Origin of the sequence: Fodinibius sp. (assembly GCF_041642155.1) — a bacterium.
Taxonomy (GTDB): domain Bacteria; phylum Bacteroidota; class Rhodothermia; order Balneolales; family Balneolaceae; genus Fodinibius.
Genome location: NZ_JBEPWZ010000005.1, coordinates 16015 through 36650, shown reverse-complemented (window position 1 = coordinate 36650; position 20636 = coordinate 16015). Strand labels below are relative to the sequence as shown.

Annotated in this window: 16 protein-coding genes; 9 read left to right on the top strand and 7 right to left on the bottom strand. The window is 50.2% G+C overall.

What is annotated here, in order from left to right:
• The 3 genes from ACESLU_RS00975 to ACESLU_RS00965 form a co-directional block, all read right to left on the bottom strand.
• Positions 1 to 705: SPFH domain-containing protein (locus ACESLU_RS00975; RefSeq protein ID WP_372633855.1), on the bottom strand; the 705-nt coding region annotated here is incomplete at its 3' end.
• A 3-nt stretch (positions 706 to 708) separates the two neighbouring features.
• Entirely contained in the window at positions 709 to 1647 is a 939-nt protein-coding gene (locus tag ACESLU_RS00970) for an SPFH domain-containing protein (RefSeq protein ID WP_372633852.1), read from the bottom strand.
• A gap of 53 nt (positions 1648 to 1700) precedes the next feature.
• On the bottom strand, positions 1701 to 2165 hold the full coding sequence (locus ACESLU_RS00965) for an NfeD family protein (RefSeq protein ID WP_372633850.1): 465 nt from the start codon (positions 2163 to 2165) through the stop codon (positions 1701 to 1703).
• A gap of 358 nt (positions 2166 to 2523) precedes the next feature.
• On the opposite strand from ACESLU_RS00965, the gene ACESLU_RS00960 reads away from it, so the two are divergent.
• Together ACESLU_RS00960 and ACESLU_RS00955 are read left to right on the top strand one after the other, a co-directional pair.
• Positions 2524 to 3036, top strand: a complete 513-nt coding sequence (locus tag ACESLU_RS00960) for an outer membrane beta-barrel protein (RefSeq protein ID WP_372633848.1) — start codon at positions 2524 to 2526, stop codon at positions 3034 to 3036.
• Between the two features lie 625 nt (positions 3037 to 3661).
• The gene (locus ACESLU_RS00955; protein WP_372633845.1) at positions 3662 to 4588 is read left to right on the top strand and encodes an FAD-binding oxidoreductase; all 927 of its coding nucleotides are present in this window, start codon (positions 3662 to 3664) and stop codon (positions 4586 to 4588) included.
• A gap of 273 nt (positions 4589 to 4861) precedes the next feature.
• Here the strand turns inward: ACESLU_RS00955 and ACESLU_RS00950 are convergent, their stop codons facing one another.
• Complete coding sequence (locus ACESLU_RS00950; RefSeq protein WP_372633842.1) at positions 4862 to 5434, bottom strand: DUF502 domain-containing protein; 573 nt, start codon at positions 5432 to 5434, stop codon at positions 4862 to 4864.
• A 149-nt stretch (positions 5435 to 5583) separates the two neighbouring features.
• Here ACESLU_RS00950 and alaS point away from each other — a divergent pair, with 149 nt between their 5' ends.
• From alaS to rfbB, 7 genes are all read left to right on the top strand, one after another.
• Positions 5584 to 8259: an alanine--tRNA ligase gene (gene alaS / locus ACESLU_RS00945; protein ID WP_372633840.1), complete on the top strand. Its 2676-nt coding sequence runs from the start codon at positions 5584 to 5586 to the stop codon at positions 8257 to 8259.
• 145 nt (positions 8260 to 8404) lie between these two features.
• Positions 8405 to 9514 (top strand): pyruvate dehydrogenase (acetyl-transferring) E1 component subunit alpha, encoded by a 1110-nt coding sequence (pdhA, locus tag ACESLU_RS00940; RefSeq protein WP_372633837.1) that lies wholly within the window; start codon positions 8405 to 8407, stop codon positions 9512 to 9514.
• Between the two features lie 203 nt (positions 9515 to 9717).
• The gene (locus ACESLU_RS00935; RefSeq protein ID WP_372633857.1) at positions 9718 to 10719 is read left to right on the top strand and encodes a pyruvate dehydrogenase complex E1 component subunit beta; all 1002 of its coding nucleotides are present in this window, start codon (positions 9718 to 9720) and stop codon (positions 10717 to 10719) included.
• Between the two features lie 29 nt (positions 10720 to 10748).
• Positions 10749 to 12041 carry a pyruvate dehydrogenase complex dihydrolipoamide acetyltransferase gene (locus tag ACESLU_RS00930; protein ID WP_372633834.1) on the top strand — a complete coding sequence of 431 codons (1293 nt, stop codon included), beginning with the start codon at positions 10749 to 10751 and terminating at the stop codon, positions 12039 to 12041.
• A gap of 365 nt (positions 12042 to 12406) precedes the next feature.
• Positions 12407 to 13282, top strand: coding sequence for a dTDP-4-dehydrorhamnose reductase (gene rfbD / locus ACESLU_RS00925; protein WP_372633831.1), 876 nt, complete (start codon positions 12407 to 12409; stop codon positions 13280 to 13282).
• Positions 13283 to 13464: 182 nt separating this feature from the next.
• Positions 13465 to 14016, top strand: coding sequence for a dTDP-4-dehydrorhamnose 3,5-epimerase (gene rfbC / locus ACESLU_RS00920; RefSeq protein WP_372633828.1), 552 nt, complete (start codon positions 13465 to 13467; stop codon positions 14014 to 14016).
• Positions 14009 to 15010, top strand: a complete 1002-nt coding sequence (rfbB, locus tag ACESLU_RS00915; RefSeq protein ID WP_372633825.1) for a dTDP-glucose 4,6-dehydratase — start codon at positions 14009 to 14011, stop codon at positions 15008 to 15010. Before rfbC ends, rfbB begins: the two co-directional genes overlap by 8 nt.
• A gap of 159 nt (positions 15011 to 15169) precedes the next feature.
• On the opposite strand, the gene ACESLU_RS00910 is transcribed toward rfbB, so the two are convergent.
• The 3 genes from ACESLU_RS00910 to ACESLU_RS00900 all read right to left on the bottom strand — a co-directional run bounded on the left by ACESLU_RS00910 (position 15170) and on the right by ACESLU_RS00900 (position 20483).
• Positions 15170 to 16390 (bottom strand): acyl-CoA dehydrogenase, encoded by a 1221-nt coding sequence (locus tag ACESLU_RS00910; protein WP_372633822.1) that lies wholly within the window; start codon positions 16388 to 16390, stop codon positions 15170 to 15172.
• 75 nt (positions 16391 to 16465) lie between these two features.
• A complete protein-coding gene (locus ACESLU_RS00905) occupies positions 16466 to 17617 on the bottom strand; it encodes an acyl-CoA dehydrogenase family protein (protein ID WP_372633819.1) in 1152 nt (383 codons plus the stop codon).
• A 229-nt stretch (positions 17618 to 17846) separates the two neighbouring features.
• Complete coding sequence (locus tag ACESLU_RS00900; RefSeq protein ID WP_372633816.1) at positions 17847 to 20483, bottom strand: hypothetical protein; 2637 nt, start codon at positions 20481 to 20483, stop codon at positions 17847 to 17849.
• Between the last annotated feature and the right edge of the window lie 153 nt (positions 20484 to 20636).

Sequence of the window (20636 nt, the reverse complement as noted above, 5' to 3'; positions counted from 1 at the left end):
CTCAATTTCTTCGGCGACCCCCTCAGCCTCGTTTATTTGACGCTGCATTTCACCTTCCGACTTGTTAATGATCTCTTCCTTTTCTCCTTCCGCATCATTGATGGTCGACTGCATGATACCCTCCGACTTGGCAATCGTCGCACGCCGGTTGCGTTCTGCCGTCATTTGCCGTTCCATCGCATTTTGAATGGTCTTGGGCGTATAAATATTTTTAATCTCGTACCGCAGTACCCGGATCCCCCAGGCCTTTTCCATCTCACTGAGCACGTTAACCACCTCTTTGTTGATGATGGCCCGGTCTTCAAAAGTATCGTCCAGGTCCATTTTTCCGATGATGGACCGTGTCGTGGTCTGGGCCAGCTGCACGGCGGCGAAACGGTAGTTGGTGATGCCGTAGCTGGCATTCACCGGGTCAATGACGGCAAGGTAAATGACGCCATCCACTTCTACCTTTACATTATCCCTGGTGAAGCATTCCTGGGGTTCCACTTCGATGGTTTCTTCCCGCAGATCCTGCTTGTACTGTACCTTGTCAAAGAACGGTACCAGCGCGTGAAAGCCCGGTCCCAGGGTCTTGTGGTAGTTCCCCAGCCGTTCCACGACGTAGGCGCGCTGGGTGGGAACCAGCTGAATGGACTGGATAAATTTGAAGAGTACATAGATGCTTAAGAGTCCTAATACGGCCTGGCTGATGAGTTCAATCATAAGTTACCCTCTCGTGGTGTTGGTGGTTGCAGAAGAGTGCGTGTGATCGCTTACCTTGTCAACGCCTTCAAAAAAGGTTTTCAGGTTAGCGGTTTCGGTGGGCAGCACGGAGACGTTGGAGCGTTCAATAACATGGCCCAGCTGGTTGATAAACTGCTCAATAAGCTGGGTTTTTACGGCAAGGTCCCCGCCCGGTTTGGCGATAGCTTCTGATACGCGTTTGATGCCTTTGGAAGTCGCTTTGGCAATAAGCTCGATCTCTTTGGCCTTTCCCTTGGCTTCGTTAATTCGTTTTTGCCGCCTGGCCTCCGAAATCAGGATCGCTTCCTGGCGTTCGCCCTGCGACTCGTTGATCTTAAAGTCCCGCGTCCCGGTGGAGGTCGTAATTTCGGCCCGTTTGTCCCGCTCCGCTTCCATCTGCTTTTCAAGGGTGTTGATGAGGTTGTCAGAGGGACGAATATTGCGGATTTCATAACGCAATACTTTGATGCCCCAGGGATCGGAAGCTTTATCGATCTCACGGACGATATTTTCATTCATCTGCTCGCGCTCCGAAAAGGTGTCGTCTAGCGTGATTTTACCGATTTCGCTTCGCATGGTGGTCTGGGCCAGGTTGATCGCGGCCAGCTGGTAATTGTGGATACCATAGCTGGCCTTGTAGGAGTCCATTACCTTGACGTATACCAGTCCGTCCACTTCTACCTCAATGTTATCTTTCGTTATACAGGTTTGACTGGGCACGTCGATGACCTGCTCGCGCATCTCCTGGCGGTAAGCGGGACGATCGACAAAAGGGATTAGAAAATGGAAGCCCGGTTTCAGGGTTTCGGTATATTTTCCAAGCCGTTCCTTGATGACCTCCTCGCGCATCTCTACGATGATGAATACCTTGGTGAAGATAAAGACGCCCAGGGCGATGATGATGAGTACGGTCGTCCACATAGTGTATGGGATTAGGTGATAATTAACATAAAATGGGTAACCATTACATTAGCTTATTCTTCAAGCTCGTCGACGGGCTCGACAATCCAGGTGACATTATCGCGATAACGAATTTTTGCTTTGGAGCCGGCGGAAATTTCACCCTCAAGCGTTTTGGCCTGCCAGGAGATCCCCTGGAAGCGAATACGTCCTGTACTGTCTTCGGCGTTGACCGGCTCCACCACATCCACGACCTGGTCCATGGCTTCAACATCCTCATTGGCTAACTTAAAGCTGCTTTCCCCGCCCCAGTATTTCATCAGCAGGGGACGCATGGCCAGTATCAGAGCCACAGAGGTAAAAAGCCAGGTTATTACAGAGGTGGCAGGGTCCTCAAGAATCCCCAACCAGCGTAGAGCGCCAACCAGCAGTCCGCTGAACCCCAGGAAAAAGGAAACGCCGCCCGGAACCAGGGTTTCGATAATCATGAGCGCGAGCCCCCCGAAAAAGAATATCATTGTGAGTGTTTCACCATCCATTGGCTGCTGTTTTCATGGTCCTTTTGTTCAAATAATAGATAAAATTTTTAACTCTGCAAACATCTAATAATACAAATACAGCTATATTTCACGGGTACGCTGCTGGAAAAAAAGCTGCTGTTCGGATGGTAAAGCACAGCCATGAAACAATCCTACGTGAAATGCTTTTTATAGTTTCAAAGCGAGGGTTATGCCTGCCGCCCCATGCTAAGAAATCCGCACGGGGCATGAGTATGTCTTTCAATGCCTTACGCAGTTACGGAGCTCGAAAAGTTACCGATCACAGAGACACGCCGGGAACAATTTCAGTTCGAGGGGTACTATAAGTGAATGAATCCTAACAAGAATTCACGCTATTATGAAAAAACTATTACTATTACCATTATTTGCATTTTTATTCGCACCGTTTGTATCCCATGCCCAAACCAGTACAGACGACGCCACTATTTCCAATACCCTGGGCATTGGCCCCCGGTTGGGTTATTATAAGGCCGACGACGCCGAGGAGGGCAGTTTTTACGGCGGAGCTCAAATCCGCGCACGGTTGGGCCGGGTCTTCGGTATCGAGGGCGCAATCGACTATCGTACCGCCCAGGAATACGATTTGGGCGATTACTCCGTGGACGTCCGACAGATTCCGGTAACGGCCTCTGCACTGCTCTTTCTGCCGGTCAGCAAAAACTTCCAGCCGTATGGCGTAGCCGGTTTGGGTGCTTACTACGATATGCTTGATTTCAGCGAGGAAGCAGAAAGCCTGCCGGGCATCGAAGATGACCATACCGTGGATTTCGGTTATCATCTCGGCTTCGGCTTGGAACTGCCGTTCAACAGAAATACGGCCCTGAATGTTGATTACCGGTATATCTTTTAGATCCCGGAAGTGACAGTTTCGGGGATGTGGACGATGCCGACTTTAGCGGCAATGTGTTGACAGTGGGACTCATGTTCTATATGTAACGATAATTAGCCGGGAAGACGAAACGGTTGCGTTTGCTGATCGAAAGCATACGCAACCGTCTTTTTAAACTATTTGCATACCATTTCTTTTCTATTTGTCCTTTGCCTTGCTGAAGTGCAAATTTCCTGGTGAGGTAATCCGGTTAGAGCGTTTGTGCGTTAATAAAGACTCCCAAAACCATATCGGCCTAATAAATCGTGCTGTGGAGAGCGGCTGAAGCCGAAGCGGGCAAAATTATTTCTGATTGAGGCCCGTAGGGACGAGTTACATGATGTTAGCGGAGGTGAAAGGAACACCAGCACAATTTATTTTCACCGGTCATTTTTTGGGTTCCGTTTTTTATGATTGAAAAAAATGAACAACCACTCTGGTAGCAAAACATGGACAAGTAAAAAGCCCCCGGGCAGTAAAACTATTTCTGGCGCGTTTCTCTGTTTGGATATAGTAGGGAACAATTCGCACTTGTTTTTCTCCGTTAACCTTTACAAATTCATAGGCATTTAAATTAAATCTAAATAACTGCACTCTGCCTGTAGTAATGTCTGAAATACAGCTTCCAGAAGTAGAGCTTAATATATACACTCCGAGAGAACCCGTTGAAGCGACGATCGTTGAAAATCGGCTCTGTACCAAGGAAAATAGTCCCAATTTTGTGCGGCATGTCACCTTTGATATTTCGGGGACCGAGCTGGAGGGACATATACAGGTTGGACAGTCTATCGGTATCCTGCCGCCGGGTGAAGATAAGAACGGCCGCCCGCACAAACTCCGGTTGTACTCGGTATCTTCCCCCACGGAGGGAGAGGGCGGACAACCCCATCTTATTTCAACGACGGTAAAGCGAACGATCGAGGAGTTTGATAATAACGAGCTCTATCTGGGCGTGTGTTCCAATTACCTGGCCGACCTGCAGCCGGGGGACAAGGTCAGGATGACCGGTCCCAGCGGACGCCGCTTTCTGCTGCCTCAGAATGCCACGGACTTCAACTATGTCATGTTTGCGACCGGAACGGGCATCGCGCCCTACCGGGGTATGATTAAGGAGCTGCTGAAGGCGGGTATAGAAAACGAAATTGTGCTTATTTTCGGCTGCCCGTATCGCACGGACCTGCTTTATGCCGATTATTTTGAGCCGCTGGATCAGGAACATCCCAACTTCCATTACCTGCCGCATATTTCCCGTGAAGCGCGGAGGGAGGATGGTACAAAAAAATATGTTCAAACCTGCCTGTGGGATGCCGCAGAGCTGCTGGATCCCCTGTTGGAACAGGAAAATACGCTGATGTATATTTGCGGGCTTAAGGGCATGGAAGCAGGTATCTACCGGGCGCTGGGAAAAAAGAACCTGACGCAGTACCTGGATATCCGCGAACCTGCAGCCGATAAAAAACCGGAAGACTGGAATGAGAAAGACCTGAAACGATATGTAAAGCCTTCGGCGCGTACCTTTGTGGAGGTGTATTAGTATGGGGGGGCAGTCTTGAATCTTGAAAAAAGCAAGAAGTAAATAGCAGAAGGTGGAACGTTCTAAATATTAAATTAGAGGTTAAGGGTATGAGTATTGAATTATTAATTATGAGTTTTAAATTGTGGGATTCAAAAAAGCAGTCCCAGTGAATAACCAGTAACCAATAACAAAATTTCTAAATCAATTCCTGACAAGGTGTTTGAAAATTGGCAGCCTCTGATAGCTGATAGCTGATAGCTGATAGCTGATAGCTGATAGCTGATAGCTGGATTATGAAGCTTCTATGTTCGATATACCGCCCGAAATGACGTATTTCATGGCATCGGCAGAGTCGAGTTTTAAGGGACGTATGTTTTCGGGGGGGACGAAATAGAGGTTACCCGAGAAATTGTATGAATGCGGGCAGTACACCGCAACTCTGTCCGTAATCTCCAGATCAGACAGGTCCTCTTGCGTGATAAATCCCATTCGTTGCACGGACATGCCTTCCAGGTCAACCACCACGGGTTTATTGAAGCGTTTTTTATCCCCAACGAATGCTTCCGTCAGATCCTTGAGGGCGGTGTAAATGATCTTGATGATGGGGACCCGCTTTACCAGGTCCTCAAAATAAGTTACCAGGGGACGCGTAAACGTCAGCGAAAAGATATAGCCGATAACCGCAATGCCCAGGAAAACCGTGATCATTCCCAGTCCCGGTATGTCAACGCTCAGCCACTGAAACAGCAGGTCATTAAGCACATTGTTCGACCAGACAACGGCTGAATATATAATATAAGCAGTGGCTCCGAGAGGAAAGACCAGGAGCAGGCCGCGGAAAAAATTGTTTAGCAGGGGACGCATAACATGTGGGGTTAATTAGTAATGATCTGCCGGGATTCTAATGATATAAATGGCAACTCCCAAATTTGTAGGTTATTGGGATGAGTTCAATGCTATTTTTTACTATTTTCAACGTCTGTAAAATCTGCAATTAAGTAAACATTATTTTCATGTCTCACAAGAGCTCTGCTCAGATACGCCAGGAATTTCTGGATTTCTTCAAGACCAAACAGCATCTGCCGGTTCCCAGTGCCCCGGTGGCTCCGAAGGATGATCCCACGCTGCTGTTTACCAATGCGGGAATGAACCAGTTCAAGCCTATCTTTCTGGGAGAGCAACCGGGGTATAAAAAGGAAGGGGAAGTCTGGCACCGGGTGGTTGACAGCCAGCGCTGTATCCGTGTGAGTGGCAAGCACAATGATCTTGAGGAAGTCGGTCGCGATACCTATCACCATACGCTCTTTGAGATGTTGGGCAACTGGTCATTCGGCGACTATTTTAAACGAGAGGCCATCCGGTGGGCCTGGGAGCTGCTGGTGGATGAGTGGGACCTCAAACCCGACCGCCTGTATGCCACGGTATTCGGGGGAGATAGGGAAGATGGTCTGCCCGTGGATGAAGAATCGATAGCGCTCTGGAAAGAGGAGACGGGCATAGCGGACGATCATATCCTGAAATTTGATAAAACGGATAACTTCTGGGAGATGGGAAACACCGGTCCCTGCGGACCCTGCTCGGAAATACACATCGACTTGCGTCCCGATAAAGAGCGTGACCAGAAGTCAGGTGCCGAGCTGGTTAATATGGACGATCCCAAAGTGATGGAGATCTGGAACCTGGTCTTTATCCAGTTCAACCGGCAGTCGGATGGTTCGCTGGAGAAGCTGCCGGCCCAACACGTGGATACCGGCATGGGCTTTGAGCGGATGTGCGCGGTATTGCAGCAGAAAAAATCGAATTACGATACGGATCTGTTTACCCCGCTGCTGGATAAAATCGGAGCGCTCGCCGAAGTATCCTACGGCGACGCTGAGCAGACCGATATTGCAATGCGTGTGATTGCGGATCATATCAGGGCGGTCAGCTTTTCTATCGCCGACGGGGTTTCCCCCGGCAACGACGGCCGGAGTTATGTGGTGCGACGTATTTTGCGGCGGGCCATCCGTTATGGCTGGGATCGCCTGGAGCTCAAAGAGCCGTTTTTCCATAAGCTGGTGCCGGTGCTCGCCGATCAGTTTGCCGATGTTTTCCCCGTCCTGATTCAACAGCAGGAGTATGTGGTTAACGTCATCCGCTCCGAAGAGCAGAGTTTTCTAAACACGCTGGGACAGGGTATCGAGCTCTTTGAGGAGATGACAAAAGACAGCGACCGGATATCCGGGGAGCAGGCTTTTAAGCTGCACGACACCTACGGCTTCCCCATCGATCTGACTCAGCTCATGGCTCGGGAGCGGGGGGTGGAAGTGGACCAGGAAGGTTTTAAAGAGCGGATGAAGCAGCAGAGGGAACGGGCCAGGGCGGCCGGAAAGTTTACGGTTGATCAGTCGTCGCAAAAGGAATGGATCACGGTTAACGACACCGATGAATTCGAGTTTACAGGCTACGACGAGCTTGCGTCCGACGTCCGGATTAAAGCATTGCGAAAGGGAGATAATCACAACGCTATAATCCTGGATCGAACGCCCTTCTATGCCGAGAGCGGGGGACAGGTAGCCGATACCGGGGTCATAAGCAACGGGGAGGAGCATCTCCGCGTGCTGGATGTTCAACAGTCGCCCGATGGCTATATCCACACCGTGGATCAGTTGCCGGCCGATCCGGGGGGAGATTGGCAGGCGATGGTGGACCGGGAGCGCCGTCGTGAAATTCAAAAACATCACACGGCCACCCACCTGGTCCATGCGGCGCTGAAGCAGGTGCTGGGCGACCATATCGCACAGAAAGGATCGCTGGTGGATGAACGGCACCTGCGGTTTGACTTTTCTCATTTTGAGCAGATTACCCCGAAAGAACTGGGACAGATTGAGGAGATGGTCAATGAGAAGGTCCAGCAAAATATCTCCAAACAGGAGGAACGGAAGGTCCCTATTGATGAAGCCCGGCAGCGGGGGGCTACCATGCTGTTCGGCGAGAAATACGGGGAGGAGGTACGTGTTATAGCCTTCGATCCGGAATACTCCATGGAGCTTTGTGGCGGCACCCACGTCGAGGCCACCGGAGAAATCGGTTATTTCCGGTTGTTAAGTGAATCTTCGGCAGCCGCAGGGGTGCGACGCATTGAGGCGAAAGCCGGCAAGAGTGCAGGCCATCATCTGCGTTCGGAGCATGAACTGGTAAACCGGATACGGGCTGAAATAGGGCAAAGTGACCATATCGTGCGTGATATCCGGCAGCTGGTAGAAGATCGCAAGTCGCTCGAACGCGAGGTCGAGAAGCTGCGGCATCAGCAGAGCCTGGCTTGCCTGAACGAGCTGTTTGCGCAGCCGACGGTATTGGAAAATGGAGTACAGCTGGTGAGCGGTGAGATCCCCCGTGCCGATATGGACCTGCTGAAACAGCTGGGTTATGAAGCACTTGAAAAAGCCAAAGAGGCAACTATTACGGTTCTGGGCGCCCGGGATGAGGACGAAGGCAAAGTGTATGTTGCCGCGGCTGTTACGGATGATTTGACCCGTGAAAAGAATCTCAAAGCCGGGGCATTGGTCGGTACCCTGGGAAGAATGCTCGGCGGCGGGGGCGGCGGACAACCCAACCTGGCCACGGCGGGAGGACGCAAACCGGGCAGGCTCAACGAAATGTTTGATCAGCTTCCGTCTATTATTTTAAAAGAGTTGGATGAGGCATAATGTCCGCTTCCGACACATGCGGATAACGTTTTTTAACGTAAACAATCTGTAATATTCAAGAATTTTAAGTATATTTTGGAACTATAATTTTTAAAAATTTTAATATTAATCGTTGAAGCTACACTTGTTGGCGTAAATCGTTACTATGGCTGATAAAAAGAAAGAAAAAAAAGAAGAAGTACAGTTTACTCCCTCTGGAACGGGAATTCGTACTAACGGCCAGGTGGTCCGAAGTACGGAGTTACCGTCGCCTACCCGGAAAAAACACAAGTCGCTCGGTCTTACAGAAGAGGACGTTGTGGATATGTTTGAACTGATGTACCTGCAGCGACGTTTCGAGGAACGAGCCATGCAGATGTATCAGAAAGGAAAGTTCGGGGGATTCCTTCATCTCTATATGGGGCAGGAAGCCATTTCTACCGGTACGGCCTATGCCCTGAATGAGGACGATGATATTATTACGGCCTATCGCGACCATGGCTGGGGGCTGGTGCGCGGCGTGTCGCCCAAAGCGGGCATGGCTGAATTATATGGGAAGGTTACCGGATGCTCGAAAGGCAAGGGAGGATCTATGCACTTCGCCAATGTAGAGGATCATTTTTGGGGTGGACACGGTATTGTCGGCGGCAGTATTCCGCTGGGCGGAGGTATTGCTCTGGCTAACAAGTATAAGCAGAACGGCCGCGTTACCGCTTCCTTTTTGGGCGACGGGGCCGTGGACCAGGGCGTCTTGCATGAAACCATGAATATGAGCCAGAATTGGAGCCTGCCCTGTATTTTTGCGGTGGAGAATAACGGCTACGCGATGGGAACGGCCGTGCACCGCCACTCGGTTGGTGAACTGGTGGACCGCGCCAAAGGTTTTGATATGAAAAGTGCCGTCATCAACGGGATGGATGTGTTTACCGTCTATGAGAAGATGAAGGAAGTCGCCGAGGATGTCCGGGAGCATTCCAATCCCTGGTTCCTTGAAATCCGGACGTATCGCTACCGGGGACACTCGATGTCGGATCCGATGAAGTATCGAACCAAGGATGAGCTCAAGGAGTATGAGGAGCTTGACCCGATCGAACGCCTTAAAGGCTACCTGCTGGACAATGATATCATTGATGAGGATAATATTGAGGATATCCAGGAATCGGTGGAAGATACGGTCATGGAGGCTATCGACTTTGCCGAGGAAAGTGATTTTCCCGACAAGAGTCATTTATATAAAGATGTGTTTGTGGAAGATGACTATCCGTTTCATACATAATTGAAATCAGGAATTCTTTTTTTCAGTAACAGCTGATTAGAGAGCTTTGAAAAACCAGCAGTTTTGGCCAATATCAAAGCATGAGCGAATTTAAAAGGACTCCATGTAAGACAAATGTGAGAATTTTAAATGTGATAAAATACTCAGGCTGGCCAAAGGAACGGTTTTGCAAAGCTCTCGATTAAATATATCTAAAAAAATTTATTACTAAACTTAAAAACATGGCTGAACTACAATTCAGAGAAGCAATACGGGCTGCCATTGATGAAGAGATGCAGCAGGATTCAACTATTTTTGTAATGGGCGAGGAGGTGGCTGAATATGATGGTGCATATAAAGTTACGGAGGGACTCCTTGATAAATACGGCCCAAAGCGAATGATTGATACGCCTATATCCGAGTTGGGTTTTGCCGGAATAGGAGTCGGGGCAGCGATGAACGGATTGCGTCCCATCGTAGAGTTTATGACGTTTAATTTTGCGGTGTTGGCGGCGGACCAGATTCTCAATCACGCCTCCAAAATCAGGTATATGACCGGGGGACAGGTTAAAATTCCTATCGTATTTCGGGGTCCGAACGCATCGGCGGGACAGTTGAGTGCAACGCACTCCGTTTCCTATGATTCGATGTATGCCCATTTTCCCGGTCTGAAGGTGATTTATACCTCCGAACCGGAAGATGCCAAGGGATTGCTGAAATCCGCGATCCGTGATGACAATCCCGTACTGTTTATGGAATCGGAGCAGATGTACGGTTTGAAAGGGGAAGTATCCGAAGAAGAGGACTTTACCATTCCGATCGGGAAGGCCAAAATAAAGCGGGAAGGCAGTGATGTGACCGTGGTTGCCCACGGGAAGATGTATCATGTGGCGAAACAGGCGGCCAGCCAGCTGGAAAAAGAGGACGTGGACATGGAGATTCTCGACCCGCGAACGGTCAAGCCCCTGGATATCGAAGCCATTGTGAAGTCTGTTAAAAAGACGAATCGCTGTGTGGTCGTGGACGAAGCACATCCTTTTGCCGGACTGGCGGCTGAAGTGGGGTATTTGATCCAGCGCGAGGCTTTTGACTATTTGGATGCCCCTGTGCAACGGGTTACTTTACCGGATACCAGCGCGCCTTTTGCTAAAAATCTTTTTGATGAGTGGCTGCCCGGCGCCAACGATGTTATTGAAGCGGTTAACACCGTCACCTATCGCAAGTAAACTAAACGTACAAATTTAATACAGTTACTATGGCAATTAAGGTTGAAATGCCCAAATTGAGCGATACCATGGAAGAAGGGGTTATCGCCAAGTGGAATGTAGAGGAAGGAGACAAAGTAGAATCCGGTGACATTATAGCCGAGGTCGAGACCGACAAGGCTACGATGGAGGTTGAAGTTTTTGACTCCGGAACCATTCTGAAGATACTTGCCAGTGAAGGTGATGCGGTGCCATTGGGAACGGTAATGGCTGTTATCGGTGAAGAAGGGGAGGATATCAGTGATATCCTGGAGGAGGCCGGATCCGGACCCGAAAGCACTCCCGGCGCGGAAGAGAAGGAGAAGGATAAGGAGGAAGATGCCGACCAAAAGAAGCAGGAGAAGGAGACCGCAGATAAAGAAAAGGATGAAGATCACGATCCCGATTTTGAGGATCCCGGCAGGGAGCAGGAGAAAGCCCAGGCTTCGAAAGAGGCTGCCGAAAACGGCCGGATCAAGGCATCGCCCCTGGCCCGCAGGATGGCCGAAGAGGACGGAATTACCCTTGCAGATGTGGAGGGGAGTGGCCCGCAGGGACGGATCGTGAAACGGGATATTGAAAGCTACGAACCTGCAGAAGCGCCGGGTGCGGCAGTCGTTTCGCGTGAGGATAAAGAAGTTCGGGTCTCCCAGATGCGCAAGACCATTGCCCGCCGGCTTTCGGAAAGCAAGTTCAGCAACCCGCATTATTATGAGACTATATCGGTGGATATGCAGTCGGTGTGGGATGCCCGTAAACAAATTAATGAGGTCAGCGATACAAAGATAAGCTTTAACGATATTGTCGTTAAAGCCTGTGCCGCCGCATTGCGTAAGCACCCGGAAATCAACAGCTCCTGGCACGGAGATAAGATTATCCAGCACGGCGATGTTAATATTGCGGTGGCGGTAGCCGTTGATGAAGGACTTCTGACGCCGGTTATCAATAATACGGATCAAAAAGGGTTGGAACAGCTCCAAATTGAAACCAGGGAACTGGCTGAAAAAGCTCGGGAACGCAAACTGCAGCCCGAAGAGATGGAGGGCAGCACCTTTACCATCAGTAACCTGGGTATGTTCGGCATCGAAGAGTTTACGGCTATCATCAATCCGCCGAATGCCTGTATCCTGGCCGTGGGCGCTATCAAAGAGGTACCTGTCGTTGAAGACGGGGAAGTGGTGCCCGGCAAGCGGATGAAGATGACGCTCTCCAGCGATCACCGTATTGTGGACGGAGCCATGGCGGCGCAGTTTCTGAATACCCTCAGGCAGATGCTGGAGAACCCGCTGGGTATAGTACTGTAGTTTCTGATGCATATCAGAGTATCTGATTTTACTATTTCGCGAGTAATCCGGGTTAAGCATATATAAGGATTTTGCATGCGCGAAAATGCAGAGATTAGCCAGAAGAACGGTTTTGCAAAGGGTCTATACAAGGTTCTGGGTCGGGAGATTCAGAACCTTTTTTACTTCAGATTCCGGAATATGTTATTTGATTCCTCTATTTGAGGGAGTTCTAAATATGGATGAAGACAAATGAATGTCAACAATCACTATGTTTCGGCGAGACAAATGCGCTTTTCGCTGATGGAAGGGTGGTGGAACGCCGCAGGTACGCAGGCATCGCACAAACGAGCCAATAACCTTACAGATAACCGGGGAGAGCCTATATGAAAATTATGTTGCTGGGGGCAGGGGGACAGCTGGGACGGGAGTGGCAGATTTTTTTTAAGAAACGCGAGCACAACCATATCCTGCTTCCCTATACTTCTGCACAATTGGATATTACCCACGCAAGTGAGCTTACTGATGAAGTGCGCCAGCAGCAGCCCGGGGTGGTCATCAACTGTGCGGCCTATACGGATGTCGACGGAGCCGAGGAACAGAGGGACCTGGCGAGGAAAGTCAATACGGATGCGGTTGGGCAGCTGGGAAAGCTGAGTGCGGAGATGGGCTTTATCCTTGTTCATTACTCTACTGACTATGTATTTCCGGGCGAAGAGGAAGACCGCGAGCAGTTTCCCGATGGATATGCGGAAGATCATCCGGCGGACCCGGTAAATTACTATGGACAGACCAAGTGGGAGGGAGAGCAAGCCATTCGAAAAACGACCGGCCATCACCTGATCCTTCGTATTTCGTGGCTCTGTGGTGCGTTCGGGTCCAATTTTGTAAAAACCATGCTCCGGCTGGGCTGCCAGCGCGAGGTGCTGCAGGTGGTGGATGACCAGTGGGGGAGTCCCTCTTTTACGGCGGAGGTTGTACGACATACATGGACGTTGCTCAAAGCAGAAGAAACAGGCACCTTTCACAGCACCTCGCGGGGATTGATTACCTGGTATGACTTAGCGGAAGCTATTTTTGTAGAAAAAGATATTGATATTGATGTTACCGTAAAGGCGGTACCATCCGAAGCTTTTCCTACGGTGGCCGAGCGTCCCCGTTTTTCAAAACTGAACACGCAGAAAATAGAATCGGTCCCCGGTTGCACGGTAGAAGAATGGGAGGTCGGATTAGCCCGATTGCTCTATCAATTGCGAAAGTAAACTCCTATATTCGCAATCGGAAACAATATCACAGGAAACGGATATTATAACCAGGAGCTGAGTCATTTCCGGCCGGTCTGCGGCCCGGATGTCCAATAACCCTTTTAACGGTTCTGAAGGAACAACATACTTTACAGAACCCCGAAAGTAATTACGGGGTTCTGCAACAGGAATGAGTACGAATGGAGATAACGACTACAAATATCCCGGAAGTATTACTACTGAAGCCGATCGTACATCGCGATAGCCGCGGGTTTTTCCTGGAAACCTATCGCGAGGAGCATTTTCGTGCTCAGGGAATTGAGGTACATTTTGTTCAGGATAATTTGTCGAAGTCCCGCCGGAATACGGTGCGGGGACTCCATTACCAGATCGAACAGCAGCAGGATAAACTGCTTACGGTTATGCAGGGCGCTATTTTAGATGTGGCGGTCGATCTGCGCCCGGATTCGCCGACGTTCGGACAGCATACGACGGTGAAATTAACAGAGGATAACAGGCACCAGGTTTTTATTCCCAAAGGTTTTGCTCACGGTTTTTCTGTGCTTTCCGGGCAGGCGCTGGTCTATTATAAATGCAGTGCTTATTATTATCCCGAAGGCGAACGAGGGTTATACTGGAACGATCCGAAGCTGGATATCGATTGGCTGGTAGATGAGCCGGTGGTCTCCGAAAAGGACCAAAATCAGCCGTTATTGCACGAAATTTCTAATGAAGATCTGTTTTATGAATAAGCGAATTATGATTACCGGCGGAGCGGGCTTTATAGGTTCCAATCTGCTCTGCTGTTTACACGAAAAATATCCCGAGGCTAATTTCCTGAACATCGATAAGCTGAGCTATGCCTCCGACTTGTCATATTTGAGTTCAGTCAAGGATTCCAACCGGTATACGTTTAAGAAACTCGATATCGTGGATCGCGACGCCGTGAGGGATATCATCCGGACGTACGAGCCGGACGGTGTTTTCCACCTGGCGGCCGAATCGCACGTGGATAACTCCATCAAAGGTCCGGAGCCGTTCATACAGTCGAATGTGGTAGGCACTTTCAACCTGATTGAGGAATGCCGGCAGTTTTGGCAGCGAAAGGGAAAGTTGGACTCACACAGGTTTTTACACGTCTCCACCGATGAAGTATACGGGGAGCTGGGGGACGACGGTGCATTTTCGGAGGAAACCCCCTATGCCCCCAATTCACCATATTCGGCATCGAAAGCGGGCAGTGATTTTATTGTCCGCTCCTATTTCCATACGTATGGCATGAATGTGGTAACTACCAACTGCTCGAACAATTTTGGTCCCCACCAGCACGACGAAAAGCTGATCCCCACCGTTATTCGCACCGCTTTGGAAGAGGATGATATACCGGTATACGGGAAAGGAGAAAATGTGCGTGACTGGCTGTATGTGCAGGATCATTGTGAGGCCCTGGATCTGGCTTACCAGAAGGGCAGGGCGGGAGAAACATATACAATCGGCGGGGATAACGAGTGGAAGAATATCGACTTGGTTAAGAAAATATGCGACATCCTGAATGAGGAGCATCCTTCCGGTTCCGTAAGCGATTACAAGGAATTGATTACTTTTGTGACGGATCGCCCGGGTCATGATTTCCGCTACGCTATTGATGCCTCCAAGATTAAACGGGAGCTGGGCTGGTCCCCTTCCGATTCGTTTGAAGCGCACCTGCGGAAGACGATCCGGTGGTATATCGAGCGCTACCAGTAAAAAATCTGATCCAAAATTTATAAGCAGGGGGAGATTTGCAAGGATGATCCCTATCCTTGAATACGGACACCGTGCCATCCGCTCACCCGGAAAAATTATTTCAAGCGTTCATATTTGAAATAGCCTTACGAATCTAAAGATAAGATTTTGTACGGCTTTTTATTCTTCCGGCAGGTCATTGCCACGGGGCATAAATGCCTGGATACCGGTAATCTCCCGCCCCAGTACCAGCCCGTGGATATCATAGGTCCCTTCATAAGTGTTGACCGACTCGAGGTTTATCATGTGATGGATGACGCGGTAATCACCGGTAATGCCGTTGGCGCCATGCATATCGCGGGCCGTGCGTGCGATCTCAAGGGCTTTTTCACAGTTGTTTCTTTTGGCCAGAGATACCATCGAATGATGTTCGCGTCCATCATCCCTGAGCTTGCCCAGTCGCCAGGCGAGCAGCTGCATTTGAGTGATGTCCGTCAGCATATTCGCCAGTTTGGTTTGGGGCAGCTGGTTGGCCCCGATGGGGTACCCGAACTGGTTGCGGTCCAGCACATACCGGCGCGCCTTCCGGTAGCAAAATTCCGCCGCGCCCACCGCTCCCCAGACAATTCCGTAGCGTGCGCTGTTGAGGCAGGCAAAGGGGCCTTTGAGGCCGGTGATGTCGGGAAAGACATTTTCGTCGGGCACAAACAGATCCTCAAAAACCAGTTCCCCTGTTTCCGATGCCCGAAGCGACATTTTGTATTTTGTCGGCGGCGCGGTGAAACCATCCATCTCTTTTTCCACGAGAAATCCCCGGATAACACCATCGTCCTCTTTGGTTTCCTTGGCTTTGGCCCAGACTACCGCCACATCGGCGATGGGAGCATTGGTAATCCACATTTTGGCCCCGTTGAGGATCCATCCGCCCTTCGTTTTCATGGCGGTGGTGGTCATGGCTCCAGGGTCCGAGCCGTGATCGGGTTCCGTAAGCCCAAAACACCCGATCATGTTACCCGCTGCCAGTTCAGGCAGGAACCGTTTCTTCTGTTCCTCTGTGCCGAACGTTAATATGGGAAACATCACCAGCGAGGATTGCACGGACATAAAAGAGCGATAGCCTGAATCCACGCGCTCGATCTCCCGGGCAATGAGTCCATATGCGGTTTGACTGGCGCCGCTGCCCCCGTATTCGGGATCGATGTAAGCACCCAACAGCCCCAGTTCTCCCATCTCCCCGGCAATGTCAGGGTCAAAATACTCTTCCTGGTTGCCTTTTAAAGCCCGGGGTTCCAGCTTGCTCTGGGCGTAATCGCGGGCGGTCTCCATGATCATTCGATCATCTTCATTCAGCTCGGATTCAAACTGAAAGGGATCGTCAATGTTAAAGCTGTTGCGTGACATAGGGAATCGTTTGTTGAGCGTAAATTATTGTTTGCAAGGTAAGCGGATCGGAGACAAATGTAAATGCACTCGCCTTTACCCCCAGAACTCCTTCTTCAGCTCGCGGGCGATAATCATTCGCTGCACTTCGGAGGTCCCCTCGCCGATGGTCATAAGCTTGGCATCGCGCAAAAATCGTTCTACGTGGTATTCTTTGATATAGCCGTAGCCCCCGTGAATCTGAATGGCCTCGTCGGCTGCCCGCACGGCGAGTTCCGAGGCAAAAAGCTTGCCCTTGGAAGCGGCCTGCTTGAATGGTTTGCCCCGGTCTTTAAGCCAGGCTGCGTGGTGAACCAGAAAACGGGCAGCGTCAATGTCGGTAGCCATGTCGGCCAGTTTCGTTTCTATGGCCTGGAAGTCTCCGATGGGAGAACCAAACTGCTTGCGTTCTCCGGCATAGGTTATGGATTCTTCCAGGGCTCCGCGGGCAATGCCTACCGACAGGGCGCCGATGCCGATGCGTCCCCCGTCCAGCACTTTCATCGTATCGACAAATCCCTTATTCAATTCGCCCAGCAAGTTTTCTTGCGGCACACGGACATTTTCGAAGTAGACTTCCGTCGTATCGCTGGAATTCATACCCAGCTTTTCCATTTTGCTGCCGGATTGAACGCCTTCCCATTCACGTTCGACAATAAATGCACTGATGCCTTTGGTCCCCTTGTCGGGATCGGTTTTGGCCAGAACGACGAAAATATCTCCCACCGATCCCTGGGTAATAAAAATTTTGGTCCCGTTGAGCATCCATTGATTGTCTTTTTTTACAGCCGTCGTTTTCAAGCCGGACGCATCACTGCCCGAGCCGGGTTCGGTGAGACACCAGCCGGCGAGTTGTTCTCCTCTTGCAAGCGGCATGAGGTATTTTTCCTTTTGCCCTTCGGTGCCGGCCAGGGCAATGTGCCCCGATCCGAGCGAGGTGTGCGAGGCTACGGTCAGCGCCAGGGAGGCGTCCCAGCGGGCGATCTCCTCGATACCGAGACAGTAACTGATGTGGTCAATTCCCCCGCCCCCGTACTTTTCGGGATGAACCATCCCCAGAAACCCCTGTTCCGCCAGCTTTCGGATGATATCGCGGGGGAATTCCTTTCTTGCGTCGCGTTCTTTAACGCCGGGTGCAACGTGTCGCTCAGTAAAATCCTTGATGCTGTCGCGAATGAGCTGCTGTTCTTCAGAAAGTGTAAAATCCATAGAATAGTTGTTTAGGGTTTGGGCCGGTGGACCCCCATTTATTTGGCGCTGTACCTCTTCTTGCTATACAAGCCATTGTAAAATAATAAAAATCAGGGAACAACCTGTACCCTGTGCGATAATGGACAGGTGTTTGGTTCATCCCCAACAAGTACGCTGTTGATCAAGGCACAGGGAACGGATGCTGCATGGGACAGCCAGACGTCCATACTCTCTTTAGAAACCGGGATTATTGTGACTGGCCATAAATGGTCCAGCATTGTATGCCCTCATCGGTTTGGGCAATAAGCTCCGAATAACCATCCTCATCTATATCGGCAATAATGGGATACTGCATGCCGGCTGAGGGTACGATATGCATTCGTTCTCCGTTCGTTGACCGCCAGGCATAGAGGCGGGCATAATTGGCCAGTGTCAGGATTTCTTTCTGGTCATCACGGTTGATATCGGTTATCAGAGGTGTAAATGAATCGTCGGCGGGCTGACTCATATTTCGATTTAAAAGAAGTCGCCCGTCCATTGTAAAAACAAAAAATGAGCCGTTTGAATCCATCGTAACGATCATCGATTCATCGTAGGTCTGCCCCTCGCTTTGGATACGAAGCGTTTCTATGACCGGACTGCCAACCAGGGAGCTGTTGGAGACATAGATTGCTTCATGATCGACACTTGAAGAGGGAGATACGTCTAATGAATCAGCAAAAAGCTGATCGGGACCGATTGCATATAAATTTCCATCGGCCGCATTGCCCAGTATCTTTTCTTCATAGAGGATGGGAGAACCCGTCAGCGGGGCATCCACAAAAATTGGAAAACCGGCCTGGGAAGATCCGTCAGCCCGCCAGGCATGGGTCGCATTCTCGGAAAAGGCCGTCACTGTTTTACTTCGCCGGAATTCCCCGACTGTTGGTTTGCCGGAGAGCTGTGTATTGGTCGTTACCGGCCAGCCATCGATGTTTTGTCCCCTTTCATTCAGGGCATGCAGTTCACGATTGGCGGTAGCAACGAGTGCGTTCGGGAGGCCGTCTCCATCAATATCACTGATCAGGAGGGGGGTTGTGATTGTTTCATCAAGCGTAAAGGGAAATTGAGGCAAGGATTCTCCCTGTTCATCCCATCCATAGATTTTGTCACCCGCAGCCAATAAAATAACGTTCTGTTCCGTACCGTACCAGTCATATACGACCGGTGAACCGACCGGCTGGTCGCCATCGGTTTCCACTTCAAAAACAGTAGAACCGTCCGCCGCTACAGCGTGGACCACACCGGTATTCGTGGCAAAGATGAGTTCTCGCCGGCCGCTTCCCCCAATATCTGCCAGGGCCGGGGGACCGGTGAGATCGGTTTGCAGGGATAACAACCAGTTTTCTATATAGGGGTCCGTGCGTCCTTCAGTCCGGTGCGTGTTGAGCTGAAACCGGAGGTGTTCTTTATCTTCGTCCAGGGCGGTATAGGCCGTTAAAAAGTCAAACCTGGAAAGCAGGGTATTGGTATAACTGTCAGGATATAGAAACGACTGAATAAAGCTTCCAAAATCATTATTGGTAACAAACAGGCTGCTTATCTGTTCGGGAAGATCGGCTTTAACATCCCGAAAGGAGCGTTCATAATACATGGTTCTTCTCCGCTCGTTATCGGATTCGATAATTTCGGCAAGTCCCCTCCGTTGGGAGATGGCTGCCACATCCCCGGTGATCTTTAAGTAAAAGCTTGGAAAAGAAGACAGTGGACTCCCGATAAGTTGAGCTAACGCTCTGCTTTGGATAATATAGGTTCCCTCTTGCAGTTCAATGGACTGTCCGTCAACCAGCTGGTCCAGTTCATTTTTAAAAGCCTGCGGATTTGCCAGTTTTCGAAGGAAGAGATGCTCGCCCGTACCGAGGAAACCAGATTCGGCATACGTGACGAGTGCGAATTCCATGCCCAAATGCTCACTTATGGCAGCATACCGATCTTGCTGATCGATCAACATGGAATCCACCCGGGTAGTATCTGACAGCGACTGGGGCAGCTCCGTCGGGGGCGTTTTACGAAAAAGTCCGAAAGCTGCGGCACTGGACGAGATATAGCGGTCAAGGGTGATCGGAGCGTTTTCACTTGAAATAGCTTCTACAAGCACACTTTTTTCTTCGTCATCAAGGGGGACGGTGCCTGAAAACTGAAATTCGCGATTTTGTCCCTCTCCTTCCCCCGAAAGAGATAATAAGGCCGGTTCGGTCCCGGAAAAGGCATTCTTAATGGATGGATGGTACGTCACTTGTACCAGCTGCCGCACGGCCTGATCCAGCGAAGGCGTATTCATCATAATATGCCCGGGTTCCAGCTTCAGGTTATCAACCTCAGCCCGGGGTCCCTCTCCGGTGTACGCACGGATTGCTTCTTCAACTCCCAGGCTTGATTCTGAGATGATGAGCATATCAGAAAGCTGTGCGGCAAATAAATTGCGATTCTGAAGATGTAATTTTTGAATTTCTGTCTCCCGGAAGACATACTTGTTTTGGGCGAATTCCTGGTAATACCGCTTTTTCAGGACGTCAAGATATTCCGGCGGTGCTTCTGCCATCCAGACTGCCTGCAGCTTGTTACCGGTTCCCGGGTAAAGGATGATGCCGTGTAAAGTAGCCGATGTCCCGGCCGTTGAATCCACCTCCGACAGCAGCTGTATGGCAGATGAGGTGATGTCGTCGAGAAAGGGAGCCTGCTGCGAGCCAAGAATCGTGCGCAGTGTAGTCTCTTCCTCGGGAATAACTACAAAAGGAGCATCTCTGGGAATGGCCTGGGTCCATGGATCATTACTGACTGAGGAACAGGAGATGGATGTAACGATGCCAAGCAGAAGAAGTGCAGAGTATTTCAGTTTATTCATGAAAAGAAATAAGGTTATCAGAAGCGTTTATTGCTATAGATAAATGTTAGTTCAGAAGGCTTTTGCAAAACCGTTCTTTTGTCCAATATCTGCATTATCGCGTATTCAACATCCTTGCATATGCCTTATATGCTGGGGTCTTGAATACGCTCA

Coding starts and splice junctions, on each gene's coding strand:
- ACESLU_RS00970 (WP_372633852.1), bottom strand. CDS start 1,647: ATGTGGACGACCGTACTCATCATCATCGCCCTGGGCGTCTTTATCTTC.
- ACESLU_RS00965 (WP_372633850.1), bottom strand. CDS start 2,165: ATGGATGGTGAAACACTCACAATGATATTCTTTTTCGGGGGGCTCGCG.
- ACESLU_RS00960 (WP_372633848.1), top strand. CDS start 2,524: ATGAAAAAACTATTACTATTACCATTATTTGCATTTTTATTCGCACCG.
- ACESLU_RS00955 (WP_372633845.1), top strand. CDS start 3,662: ATGTCTGAAATACAGCTTCCAGAAGTAGAGCTTAATATATACACTCCG.
- ACESLU_RS00950 (WP_372633842.1), bottom strand. CDS start 5,434: ATGCGTCCCCTGCTAAACAATTTTTTCCGCGGCCTGCTCCTGGTCTTT.
- alaS (WP_372633840.1), top strand. CDS start 5,584: ATGTCTCACAAGAGCTCTGCTCAGATACGCCAGGAATTTCTGGATTTC.
- pdhA (WP_372633837.1), top strand. CDS start 8,405: ATGGCTGATAAAAAGAAAGAAAAAAAAGAAGAAGTACAGTTTACTCCC.
- ACESLU_RS00930 (WP_372633834.1), top strand. CDS start 10,749: ATGGCAATTAAGGTTGAAATGCCCAAATTGAGCGATACCATGGAAGAA.
- rfbD (WP_372633831.1), top strand. CDS start 12,407: ATGAAAATTATGTTGCTGGGGGCAGGGGGACAGCTGGGACGGGAGTGG.
- rfbC (WP_372633828.1), top strand. CDS start 13,465: ATGGAGATAACGACTACAAATATCCCGGAAGTATTACTACTGAAGCCG.
- rfbB (WP_372633825.1), top strand. CDS start 14,009: ATGAATAAGCGAATTATGATTACCGGCGGAGCGGGCTTTATAGGTTCC.
- ACESLU_RS00910 (WP_372633822.1), bottom strand. CDS start 16,390: ATGTCACGCAACAGCTTTAACATTGACGATCCCTTTCAGTTTGAATCC.
- ACESLU_RS00905 (WP_372633819.1), bottom strand. CDS start 17,617: ATGGATTTTACACTTTCTGAAGAACAGCAGCTCATTCGCGACAGCATC.
- ACESLU_RS00900 (WP_372633816.1), bottom strand. CDS start 20,483: ATGAATAAACTGAAATACTCTGCACTTCTTCTGCTTGGCATCGTTACA.